Raw genomic sequence first — 12,590 nt, forward strand, 5'->3', positions numbered from 1 at the left:
CAACAGGATTTCAAGCTCCTTCAAAGCGTGATTTGGCTCAATTGTGAAGCACGGTGTGCTTCACATGCCAAATCAGCCGAACGGCTATGCCGTGAGGAATAAGCGCTCGCTATGAAACTCGCTCAACACCAAACAAGAGCTGTCGATTAAACTATAAATTTAAGATTAAGTCTCAAAAAACAAAGTCAAAAATAAGGGAGAATCTAGCGCATGTATGTAAATCCAAATAAACGCAAAGACGCAAGCAATGTGCGCTGGGTTTTGCAATATTGTAAGCCGGATATGTGGAGAGTAGGCGTATCGCTAGTTCTTTTTACTATAAACGACACAATGGCAATGACAATGCCTCTGCTTTCGGGCTTTATTGTAGACAAAGTCATTATTGGAAAACAGCATGATTTGCTTGCTTTTGTGTGCGTGCTAATGGTTGCAATGATGATTGTTCGCGTTGGATCAAGGTATATCTACCAGCTTCTAATGGAAAAGTTTGGCCAAAACGCCGTGTATCGCCTTGTAAGCGACGAGTACGAAAAGCTGCATTCGCTTGATTTTACGTACTTTAATCACACGCGCACAGGCGACATTATGAGCCGCATGACTTCGGATACGGACGCGATTCGCCACATTTTAAGCTGGGTGTCTTATATGGCGCTGGATTGCTTAGTAATGTTTGTGTTTGCGCTAATTATAATGTTTTCAATCCAATGGCAGCTAGCTTTAGCGCTTATGGCAATTACGCCATTTTTATTCTGGCTTGCAAAGCTTATGGGCAAGAACGCTAGGCCGAAGTTCCTTGCGATTCGCGAATCATTTGCGCGCATGAATTCAATGGTGGAAGAAAACATTGAAGGTAATCGCGTTGTAAAAGCTTTTGTGCGCGAGCCTTTTGAAACAAAGAAATTCGACGATTGCAACGAAGACTACTTTAATCGCAATATTACGCTTGCAAAAAACACGCAAAAATACATGCCATGGCTGGACGGTATGGGCTTTGCGCTGGAGCTTGTAACAGTAGGATTTGGCGGATGGCTTGTGCTTAATGGAAGCATGACTTTGGGCGCGTTTGTAACGTTTAACAGCTTCCTTTGGATGCTCCACATGCCAGTAAGAATGGTTGGATGGCTTATTAACGATTGGCAGAGATTCAACGCAGGATGCGTAAATATTCGTAAGCTTCTTACGCAAGAATCGCATATTGATTTGCCATCTACATCTGCGGAAAATCTTAAAGTTAAGGGGCGCGTAACTTTTGAACACGTTGATTTTGCGTTCCCAGACGATCTTGATTCCCCAATTTTAAGTGATATTGATTTAGATGTTCCAGCAGGCACAAAGCTTGGAATCTTAGGAGAAACGGGGTCTGGAAAGTCAACGCTTGTAAGTCTTATAGCGCGTTTTTATGACACTACGCGCGGCCGCGTTTTGATTGATGGAAAAGACGTGCGCGAATGGCCTCTAGAAACTGTTAGAAATCAAGTTAGCATAGTCGCGCAAGAAACATTCCTGTTTTCCGATACAATTGCAGGAAATATTAGCTTTGGATTGCCTCAAAACGAGGAAAATTGCAAAGAATTAGATGGCACGATTAGGCGCATGGCAAGAATCGCAGATGCAGACGATTTTATTATGAGCATGCCAGAAGGCTACGAAACTGTTGTAGGAGAACGAGGAGTTGGCCTTTCGGGCGGTCAAAAGCAGCGCTTAAGTCTTGCTCGCGCGCTAGCAAATAATCCCGCAGTCTTAATTATGGACGATACAACTTCTGCAGTAGACATGGAAACTGAGGAGCATATTCAAAAAGAGCTAAAAAAGTTAGACTGCTTGCGAACAGTAATCACAATTGCTCACAGAATCTCGTCTGTTAAAGATGCAGACATGATTATTGTGCTAGATCACGGCAAAATCGTAGAACGCGGAACGCATGAGCATCTTGTGGCGTCGCATGGAAGATATTGGGAAATCTACAAAAAGCAGCTTGGTATGCAAATGGGCAAAGCTTTGGGATTTGAAGATTTATACAAGGCTAAAGGTGAGTAGAATGGCGCAACGCAACACTTATAAAGAAGATGAAAGCCAAGAAGAGCACGTAAATTTACACGAGTTGATGCGCGTTCGCAAATACATAAAGCCGTACGCATGGCAGCTAGTCAAAATAGTTTTAGTTGTTATTAGCGGAAGTTGCATTATGACAATAACGCCAATGATTACAAAAACACTTATAGACGTAGTTTTGCCTAATAAAAACGTTTCGTATTTGTATGCGCTTATTGCATTGTTTGGCGTGCTTATTGTGCTGTATGAGCTTGGGTTAGCCTACAGAACGCTTGCTATTACGCGACTCGGCCAAATGATAATTAAAGATATGCGACGAGATATTTTTACGCATGTGCAATCGTTATCGTTTGACTACTTTGATTCGCGCCCACACGGCAAGATTTTGATTCGCATAGTAAACTACATAAACACGCTTTCCGACACGCTTTCTTCTGGTTTAATCAACGTGTTTTCCGATGTTTTTGTGCTAATCATTACACTAATCGCAATGTTTGCTATGGATTGGCGAATGGCGTTGTGGAGTCTTGTATTATTCCCAGTTTTTATAATCTGGACTCGCACTTTGCAAATTTTGCAACGAAAAGCGTCTAAAAAACTATCAAATAAGCAAAGCAATCTTAACGCATATTTGCACGAATCAATCGCAGGCGTAAAAACAACTCAGACTTTTGCTCGCGAATCGGAGCAATACGCTACATTCCAAGAGCAGCAGTCGGGAGTTAGAAAAGCGTGGATGCAAAATGTTAGAGTGCAAATGCTGCTTTGGCCTGGAGCTTCGATTATTGAAAGCGCAGCAATTTCGCTGCTCTACTACGTTGGCATAACAAACGCGAGCAGTATGAACATAAGCACGGGTACGCTTATAGCATTTGTGTGGTATTCGAGCACTTTTTGGGAGCCAGTTGTAAACATTGGTAACTTCTACACGCAACTTGTAACATGCTCAGTGTATTTGGAGCGCATTTTTGAGACTTTAAGTATTAAGCCAAATATTGTAGATAAGCCAGATGCAAAAGAATTGCCGAAAATTAAAGGCAAGGTTGACGTAAACGATGTTGTTTTTCGCTACGAAGAGGGCGGAAAGCCGATTTTGAATTTAGTTGACTTGCATGTTGAGCCTGGAACAACGGTTGCGCTTGTTGGCCCTACTGGAGCGGGCAAAACAACGCTTGTAAGTCTTCTTTCTAGATTCTACGACGTTTCCGAAGGCTCAATCACAATTGACGGTTACGATGTGCGCTCAATAACGTTAGCATCTTTGCGCAAACAAATGGGCGTTATGCTTCAAGACAGTTTTATATTTAGCGGAACTGTTAAAGAAAACATTCGTTACGGCAAGCTTGATGCAACAGACGAGGAGATTGAGGAGGCGGCTCGCGTAGTTCACGCGCACGAGTTTATTGAAGAATTGCCTAATGGCTACAATACGGAGATTGAGGAGCGAGGAGCCACTCTTTCTGCAGGACAAAGGCAGCTTATATCGTTTGCAAGAGTATTACTTGCGAATCCGCGAATTCTAATCCTAGACGAAGCAACAAGCAATATTGATACTCGTACAGAAGAGGCGTTGCAAGCAGGATTGGCTCAATTGCTTAAAAATCGCACTTCTTTTGTAATCGCACATAGACTTTCTACAATAGAGAATGCGGATTTGATTTGCGTGATTGACCATGGGCAAATCGTGGAGCGCGGAAGTCATGAGCAACTTATGGCGCAAAAAGGTGCGTATTACAGGCTTGTGGAATCGCAATACGCTGCGATTAGTGCGGCGATTGCGTAAGCGCAAAGTGGTGTTTAAGAGGCGAAATAGTCGCGTTTTAAGTCACGTTTTAAGCCACGTTAAATATGTGACTACACTTGTAAATCATGAGTAAGCATCATCGCGAACATAATTGGGCACCTTCTTTAACAGAACAATCTACAATATGGGAAAATTTGCTTAAAGAAGGCATAACAATCGCAGACGACCACACGCACATGTTAAGCGTAGTAGACTTTGTGCAAAATCTTAATCAAGAATTAGCGCAAAAAGGGCGAGAACCAATTGCTGAACCAACTGCAGATGACTTAGTAAATAGTGCAAAAGCATCAGGGGTTTCGCAAATGATCGAAGTTGGATGCGAATACCCAGATTGGCAGCCGACAATAGATTTTGCAGCTGCTCACCCTGATTGCGTGCGTGCTGCAATAGCGATTCACCCAAACGAAGCGCCTCTACATGGCCATAGGGGAGCAGAAGGACCAGATGGTTTACCAGTAGTTTATAAGCCGTACCACGATATTTCATTTGATGAAGCGATGCAACACTTGCGCTCGCTAGTCGTAGATAATACCAAAGAAGTAGTTGCGATTGGCGAAACTGGTTTAGACTATTTCCGCACGGGCGAATCTGCAAGAATTTACCAGCGCGACTCATTCCGCGCACATATAGCACTTGCAAAAGAGCTTAATTTGCCGCTTCAAATTCACGATAGAGATGCTCATAGTGATGTTGTAGAAATTTTGCTAAAAGACGGAGCGCCAGAGCGCACGGTGTTTCACAGCTATTCTGGCGGAAAAGACTTAGCTCAAGTGTTAAAAGAAAACGGATGGTACGCGAGTTTTTCTGGAACGATTAGCTATAAGGGTAACGAAGATTTACAAGAATCTGCGCGAATTATCGGCAAAGATTACATTACTGTTGAAACTGATGCACCGTACCTTACGCCAATGCCGTATCGAGGTCGCCCGAACGCTCCTTATATGGTTCCTTACACTCTTGAGTCGCTAGCTAATGCTCTTGATTGCTCTTTGCTAGAAGTAGCAAAGTCAACTTTAAAAACAACGAAAGAAATCTACGGTTTTTAGATGATCTAGTCTTATATTCTTGCTTTGATTAAGCCTTATTTTTCAAGGATTCTATGCTGACTTTGCTTTATATATCTGTTATTGTATACAATATTTAGGTACAAATAAATAAAACTGTAAGCAGTAAGACCATATGCGACTTCTTATTATGGCAGATTATTGCAAAGAAGAGGTCTTACTTTTTGGAGGAAAAATCAAGCATGACTAAGTCACGCGTTTCAGCGCTATCTAACGATAACGCTAAGGATCTTCGCAACGGGGCGAAGGAGTCTGAGAAGGCTGCTAAGGGAGTAACGAACCCTAAAGAGGCGATTCTAAAAGCCGCTTCTTTTACAAAAGCGCCAAAAGTTTCTCAGAAAACCACCACTCGCGAAGAACGAGAGGCGTTGGCGTATCAGCAGGCTAAAGAAGTTAAAGAGGCTGAAAAGCTTGCGGATAGTGCGGTTAGAGGTCCACTTGGCAGGTGGTGGGCAAAGATACAAACCAGCTCAGATAAATTTACTCTAGGCATGTCGATAGTGGCATTGGGTGTTGTTTATGGAGATATTGGAACTTCTCCTTTGTACACCGCTCAAACATTCTTAGCTGGTCAAGGCGGATTGCAAAACATTAGTCGCGAAGCCGTTTACGGAATGTTATCCCTAGTGTTTTGGTCAATCACGTTAATCACAACCGTAAAATACGTGTTTGTAGCAATGCGAACAGACAACAAGGGCGAAGGCGGAATATTCGCACTCTATTCTCTTATTAGGCGAAAAGGCGCATGGCTTGCGATTCCCGCAATGATTGGCGGTGCTGCGTTCCTTGCGGATTCTGTTCTAACTCCAGCAGTTTCAATATCTTCTGCAGTTGAAGGTCTGCGAACTATATCTGCGTTTAAGCCAATTTTCTTAGAAAACGACAATCTATCTTTAATGATCACCGTGGTTATTATTGTGATTCTGTTTTCGGTTCAACAGCGAGGAACTGAAAGAATAGGCAAAGTTTTCGGCATAGTAGTTATGATATGGTTCGGATTCCTAGCGCTTGTTGGAATTATGAACATTGGTGAAGATTGGGCAATTTTTGAAGCATTAAACCCAATTTACGGCTTGAAGTTTTTGTTTAGCTCGCACAATGTGCAAGGAATGGCGTTAATGGGCATCATATTCCTTTCCACAACAGGTGCGGAAGCCTTGTATTCTGATATGGGTCATGTTGGGCGTGGAAACGTTTACGTTACGTGGCCATTTATTAAAGTTGCTCTTGTTCTAAACTACTTTGGTCAAGGCAGCTGGATGCTACAACATCAAAACAATAAAGCATTATGGTCTATAGAAGGCTTAAATCCTTTCTTCCAGATGCTCAGCCCGAATTTACGTTATGTAGCAGTTGTGCTTTCTGTAACAGCAGGCATTATTGCATCACAGGCTTTGATTACTGGTGCATTCACTATGGTTTCAGAAGCTACAAGCCTTAATTGGATGCCTCATCTCCAGGTGCGTTACCCTGCGCGTACTCGTGGTCAGCTTTATATTCCAGTTGTTAATTTTGTGCTTTGTCTTGCAACTCTTACGGTTTTAGCTGTGTTTAAAGATTCAGAGCATATTTCGGGAGCATATGGTCTTGCACTTACGCTTACCATGATTGCTACAACAACACTTCTTACTGTTCACATGTGGTATCAAAAGAAGAAGATTGCTGCTTTAATTTTTGCCACTGTGTTCTTGATTATCGAGATTTTGTTCTTTATAGCATCTATGGCAAAATTCATGCATGGTGGTTGGTTTACCATGATTCTTGGGGCTACGATTCTTATCGTTATGCTCACTTGGAAGGATGGCACTAAGATTGAGCGTTCTCAACGCTTGCACATGAAGCCTAAGGATTTTCTGCCTGTGCTAGATAAGCTTCATCGTGATTTCCGTATTCCTTATTTTGCGGATAACATTGTTTATTTGACTTCCGATAAGGAAATGAAGCGTTTGGATACTGGAATCTTCTTCTCTATTTTTGCGGATCATCCTAAGCGTGCGCGCGCGTGGTGGGCTGTGTCAGTGGAAACGGATGATGCTCCGTTTACTCGCGAATATTGCGTGGAGAATTTTGGTACGGACTATTTGTTCCGCGTTAAGATCAAACTTGGGTTTAAGGTTTCTCCTTCGATTCCTGCGTATTTGCATCAGATTATGCACGATTTGTCGCATACTGGCGAGCTTCCGCAACAGCAATCTGTGTACCCTAAGGTTGATGCGGATCCAGATATTGGTCCAATTCGTTACGTGCTTTTACATAAGGCTTTGATGCCTGAGTCGAATATTTCTTTGCGTGGTGCGTTATCGCTAAAAATGAAGTATGCGATTCGTCATATTGCTGGTACGCCTGTTAAGTGGTTTGGATTAGCTCCGTATAATCCTGTTGTAGAAGTTCAGCCGTTGTTTGTTTCCACTCGTAGACCTCCTCGTTTAAAGAGAGAAGAAGTTGCTTCTTCTAGAGCAGTTCAGTCTTTGCAAGGTTCAGGAATTGTGTCTGATGTTGCGTCGGATGCTGAACAAACAACTATTATGAACGCTAGAGATATTGTTAATGCAAATGTTTCTAGCGATGGCAAGTCTGAGAAGTCTGAAAAGTCTGCAAATAAGGAGACTAAGGAATCTAAAATATCTAACACTGGCAAAATCGCTAGAATAGATACTGGTCAGATTAAAGCAGTTAAAAAGTGAAGTGATTTAAGCAACTAAGCAACAAGTGCTTTGTTTGTGTTGCTTTGTTTTAAGGAGCGCGGTGTAATTATGCTTGCAGATTTGCCTGATTTTAATAGGATCGAAAAGTTGCATCGCGCTACTGCGCCAAGTGAAGCTGCGTACAATTTGATTCACTGCCATTGTGTTGTTATTGCTACGATTTCTTGGATGATCGCAAGACGCCAAAATCAGTTGTTGGCTTTTAAGCAGCTTGGTAGTATTGAGGATTTTGCGGATAAGTCGCCAGCATCCGTCGAACGGATTATGCTTTGTCAAATATCTAAAATCAATAAAGACTTAAAAAATAGATGTGATTTAGCAAAGTCGTGTCTTGAAAAATTAATAAATTTAGATCCGTTATCTCTTCCTCAAATCGATGGAGGTGCGGCTCCAAGTGATTATGTAGACGAATATGCTGCATTTGCTGGAGGATTGTTGCACGATATCGGAACTTATTTTGTTTTAGATAAAGACGGTTCGCGCGAAGAGAACAGTAAGTTGGAGTTTGACGGTCCTCATTATATTTTGCACGGCTTGCGCGGCTACAACTATTTGATTGATAACGGTTTTAGCGAAGATACTGCGCAATTTGCGCGTAATCATACTGGTGTAGGGCTGACTCGCGAGCAAGTTGTTTCTCAGAATTTACCGCTTCCAGCTGGCGACTATATTCCGCAAACTATTGAACAAGAAATTGTGATGGTCGCAGATAAATACAACAGTAAGTCGATTCCGCCGCGATTTTTAACAGTTGATACATATAGATGTAAAGCTGAACGATTTGGCGAAGAAAATGCAAAGCGATGGATGTTCTTGGTTAATAAGTATGGCAGAGTGAGTGTTTGCAAGCTTGCAGATTTCTTTGGGCTTAAGGTTGATTAGGCAAAGTTGATTAAGCTTTGCTTTTATGGCTATAAAGCCGCTAATCCAAGTGCAGTGTTTACTTCGGCTACAATATCGTGCATAGCAGCGCTTGCTGCAGCTGCGTCACCTTCCATAATTGCCTGCGTTACCTTTTTATGGTTTAATATCGCTTCTTTATTTGGTTTTTGCGGATAAAGATTTAGCTCAACTCTGCCGCGTAATACGCTTTCGACTATTGAACTAAGTTTTGCAAAAATCGGGTTACCGCTATTTGCAAGCAAAAGAGTATGGAACTGGATATCTAATTCATGAAAATCTGCCAGTCTATTTTCTTCTACCGCTTTTACCATATCGTGACCAATTACGCCCAATTTATAGCGTATTTCTACATCTCCGCGTAATGCACATCCAGCTGCTGCGGCAGGTTCTACAACAAGACGAAGTTCTGTTAATGCTCGTAGTTCATTTTCTCTGTATGGTGAATGTAGTTTCCATGTGATTACTCGTGTATTTAAATCGTCCCAATTTTCTGGATTGCAAGCTATTACGCCTGTTCCGCGTTGAAATTGTACGCAACCCAAAGATGCTAATAGTCTTGTTGCTTCTCGAGCTACTGTTCTAGATATTCCATATTGTTTTTGAATATCTTCTAGTTTTCGATTAGTTTTTGGCTCCCATTTGTTATTTACTATTTCATCTGCGAGAGAATCTGCTATAGATAGATGTAAAGGAGCGTTTTCGGTCACTAAGTCACTAGAAATTTGACTTTGTGTGGTATTAGACACCATATTTGCCTCGCAGTTTTATGTATATTTATGGTTTCATCCTAGCAAATAGAAAATGAAAATATAGTTATGCTCAAAAAATACCACACAAAGACTCTTAATTCTTTGACAAAGAGTCTTTGTGTGGTATTCTTATAGTGTTGTCAATAACAAAGGAGCTATTATGGCGATTCACATTGTAGTGATGGGCGTTGCTGGTTGCGGCAAGTCTACTGTTTCTGAGGCAATTCGCGATCAACTTGGTTACACTCTGGCAGAAGGTGATGATTTTCATCCAAAAGCTAATATAGATAAAATGTCCGCAGGAATTGCGCTAACAGATGAAGATCGTTGGCCTTGGTTGGATCTTATTAACAAATGGATGGTTGCGCGTGAAAGTCTTGGAGAAAACACAGTTGTTTCAAGCTCTGCATTAAAACGGTCATATCGCGAAGTTCTTTCTAAAAATCTAAACGTGTACTTCTTGCATTTAAACGGAAGCCATGAGTTAATAGCGCAGAGGCTAAAAGATCGTAAAGGACACTTTATGCCACCATCTTTATTGCCAAGTCAGTTTGCAATTTTGGAGCCTCTAGGTAAAGAAGAAAACGGAACCGTTATATCGATTGAAGGTTCTGTTGAAGATATGGTTCATAGAGCTATCAAAGCAGTAAAAACATATGAACAATCGCAGCTGCAAAAACAATCATAAATGCAAAACAATAGCAATTGTAAAGTGGCGCAATTGTAAAGCAGCACAAAAATATACATTCAAAAATTACTAACGCAAATAACAAAGTTGTTAGCGCATTGATCGTAAACAAAAGATCACAAGGAATTATAAATAAAGCATCACAATAATTAAAACAATTCACAAAATCATGGAGGATTTATGAGTGGGTTAATTCTTGCGGCAATATTAGGTATAGCGCTTATTGTCGTACTTATTGCAGTGGTAAAAGTACATCCCTTCCTATCGTTAATGATTGGTTCGATTGCAACTGCAATCATTGCAGGAGTTCCATATGATAAAAGTCTTACAAGCTTTACTAATGGAGTTGGTTCCACAGCATCAGGAGTTGGATTACTCATTGCTTTAGGCGGAATTATTGGAATTCTTCTTACGCGTTCTGGTGGAGCAGACGTGATTTGTGACACCATACTTAAGAAAGCTCCAGAACATAAGCTTCCATGGGCTATGGCGCTGAGCGCATTTATTGTTGGAATTCCACTGTTCTTTGAAGTTGGTGTAGTGATACTTATACCAATTATTCTTCTTGTTGCTCGTCGTACAAAAATGCCAGTAATTGCTTTAGGAATACCGGCGCTCGCAGGCTTATCGGCTTTGCATGCTTTTGTACCGCCACATCCTGGACCACTTGTTGCTATTGATGCTTTGCACGCAAACCTTGGATTGACTTTGGCTTTTGGTTTGATTATCGCCATACCAACTGTAGCAATCGCAGGACCTCTAATGGTTCATTGGATGGTAAAAATGGTTCCTATTCAAGCTAAGCAAGAAGAAGACAATAAGAAGGAAGATAAGCCACAAAATCGTCCTACATTCGCGGAAGCATCTAGCGTAATTTTACTTCCAGTAATTCTTATGCTTGCAGCCAGTGTTGTTGATATTACGGGGCAATCAAAATCTACATTTGGTAGTGTAATCGCATGGATTGGAACACCACTTGAAGCTCTTACAATCACTACTATTTTTGCGATGATATTATTTGCTATTCGCGCAAAGTGGAGTAGGGATACATTAAATTCTCTGGTAGGCCTTTCGTTCTCCTCAATTGCAAGTATCTTGTTGATCGTTGCTGCTGGAGGTGGATTCAAGCAAACTCTTGTAGATTCTGGAATTGGTAAAGTTATTGCTACGGGCATTGTTCAGGCAAATCTTAATCCTCTTCTTGCTGGATGGATTGTTGCTGTACTAATTAGGCTGGCGACTGGATCTGCAACCGTTGCAACCGTAACGGCATCTGGTATTGTTGCACCTTTGGCTGCAAATCTAAATCAAGTACAATTAGCGTTACTCGTACTAGCTATTGGTGCTGGATCAATCTTCTTATCTCATGTAAATGATGCTGGATTCTGGTTGGTTAAAGAATATTTCGGTATGAGCGTAGGACAAACATTTAAAACATGGTCATTAATGGAAACAGTATTGTCTGTTGTTGGACTTGCAATTATTATGCTAGTTTCTGCTGTTGTTCCTGTTTTTATGTGAAATTAAAAAGATTATCTGAATAAGTTTTGTGACAGTTTTGCAAAAGTTATTAAAAGTTATCAAAAGTTATAAAAAAATTTGAAAGAAGGAATTTATTATGCAATTAGGTGTTATCGGTTTAGGGCGCATGGGTGGAAACATGGTTAAGCGCTTGCGCGAAGGAGGTCATGAAGTTGTTGGATACGACGTTAGTGCCGAATCAAATCGAGATGTTGATTCTTTAGAAAAATTGGTACAAAGACTTTCTAGTCCGCGTATTGTATGGGTTATGGTTCCAGCTGGTTTTCCTACAGACACAACTATCGAAAAATTAAGCAATCTTCTTGAAGATAATGATCTAGTAATTGATGGAGGTAATACTAGGTATATTGATGATCAACGTCATTCTGTTGAATTAAAAGCAAAGGGAATCCATTTTATGGATGTTGGAGTTTCAGGAGGAGTTTGGGGCTCGACTCGTGGTTACGCATTGATGGCTGGCGGCTCCGATGAAGATTATCAGAGAATGCTACCAATTTTCGAGACTTTGAAGCCTGAAGGCCCTGATGGACTCGTTCATGCTGGTGCTGTTGGCGGTGGTCATTTTGCCAAGATGGTTCACAATGGAATTGAATATGGCATGATGCAGGCTTTTGGTGAAGGCTTTGCAACAATGATGCGTTCAGAATTAATAGATGATCCAGCTAAGGTTATGTCTTCATGGCGCCAAGGTTCTGTTGTTCAATCTTGGTTGCTTGACTTATTCGCGCGCGCTGCAAAAGACGATCCAACATTAGAATCTATGCCTCCTGTTGCTAATGAATCTGGTGAAGCAAAGTGGATGGTTGAAGCTGCACTTGAACTTGGTGTTCCAACCCCAGTTACCGCATGCTCATTGTGGGCTCGTCAAGTATCTCGCGGAGGTGGAGATGACACTTTGCGAGTAGTTTCATCGTTGCGCGCGCAGTTTGGTGGCCATGTCACTAAAAAATAGTCAAAATAACTAGAAAATATCTAAGGTAAAAATAGGTAAAAAATAGATAAAGAATAGATAAAGATTGTATAGATGGGCAGTTATGCGTTAATTGCCCATCTATTTTATTTTCGACACTCCCGGGTTTTGTG

At 41.3% G+C, this 12,590-nt stretch carries 9 protein-coding genes; 8 read left to right on the forward strand and 1 reads right to left on the reverse strand.

Going from position 1 to position 12,590, the window contains the following annotated elements:
- Positions 1–210 precede the first annotated feature (210 nt).
- The 5 genes from P0106_RS06710 (at position 211) to P0106_RS06730 (ending at position 8,507) form a co-directional block, all read left to right on the forward strand.
- Positions 211–2,037, forward strand: a complete 1,827-nt coding sequence (locus P0106_RS06710) for an ABC transporter ATP-binding protein (RefSeq protein WP_473730599.1) — start codon at positions 211–213, stop codon at positions 2,035–2,037.
- A 1-nt stretch (position 2,038) separates the two neighbouring features.
- Positions 2,039–3,835: an ABC transporter ATP-binding protein gene (locus P0106_RS06715; protein ID WP_473730600.1), complete on the forward strand. Its 1,797-nt coding sequence runs from the start codon at positions 2,039–2,041 to the stop codon at positions 3,833–3,835.
- An 86-nt stretch (positions 3,836–3,921) separates the two neighbouring features.
- Positions 3,922–4,902, forward strand: a complete 981-nt coding sequence (locus P0106_RS06720) for a TatD family hydrolase (RefSeq protein ID WP_192382214.1) — start codon at positions 3,922–3,924, stop codon at positions 4,900–4,902.
- Positions 4,903–5,102: 200 nt separating this feature from the next.
- The gene (locus P0106_RS06725; protein WP_116773040.1) at positions 5,103–7,604 is read left to right on the forward strand and encodes a KUP/HAK/KT family potassium transporter; all 2,502 of its coding nucleotides are present in this window, start codon (positions 5,103–5,105) and stop codon (positions 7,602–7,604) included.
- 69 nt (positions 7,605–7,673) lie between these two features.
- Positions 7,674–8,507 carry an HD domain-containing protein gene (locus P0106_RS06730; protein WP_004118194.1) on the forward strand — a complete coding sequence of 278 codons (834 nt, stop codon included), beginning with the start codon at positions 7,674–7,676 and terminating at the stop codon, positions 8,505–8,507.
- 29 nt (positions 8,508–8,536) lie between these two features.
- Here the strand turns inward: P0106_RS06730 and P0106_RS06735 are convergent, their stop codons facing one another.
- Positions 8,537–9,277 (reverse strand): FadR/GntR family transcriptional regulator, encoded by a 741-nt coding sequence (locus P0106_RS06735; RefSeq protein WP_004112733.1) that lies wholly within the window; start codon positions 9,275–9,277, stop codon positions 8,537–8,539.
- Positions 9,278–9,437: 160 nt separating this feature from the next.
- Here P0106_RS06735 and P0106_RS06740 point away from each other — a divergent pair, with 160 nt between their 5' ends.
- From P0106_RS06740 to gnd, 3 genes are all read left to right on the forward strand, one after another.
- Positions 9,438–9,965, forward strand: coding sequence for a gluconokinase (locus P0106_RS06740; protein ID WP_004112729.1), 528 nt, complete (start codon positions 9,438–9,440; stop codon positions 9,963–9,965).
- Between the two features lie 180 nt (positions 9,966–10,145).
- Positions 10,146–11,486 (forward strand): GntP family permease, encoded by a 1,341-nt coding sequence (locus P0106_RS06745; protein WP_116439773.1) that lies wholly within the window; start codon positions 10,146–10,148, stop codon positions 11,484–11,486.
- A gap of 97 nt (positions 11,487–11,583) precedes the next feature.
- Positions 11,584–12,459 carry a phosphogluconate dehydrogenase (NAD(+)-dependent, decarboxylating) gene (gene gnd, locus P0106_RS06750; protein ID WP_065189378.1) on the forward strand — a complete coding sequence of 292 codons (876 nt, stop codon included), beginning with the start codon at positions 11,584–11,586 and terminating at the stop codon, positions 12,457–12,459.
- Positions 12,460–12,590 lie beyond the last annotated feature (131 nt).

It is taken from the genome of Gardnerella sp. c11Ua_71 (genome assembly GCF_055818025.1).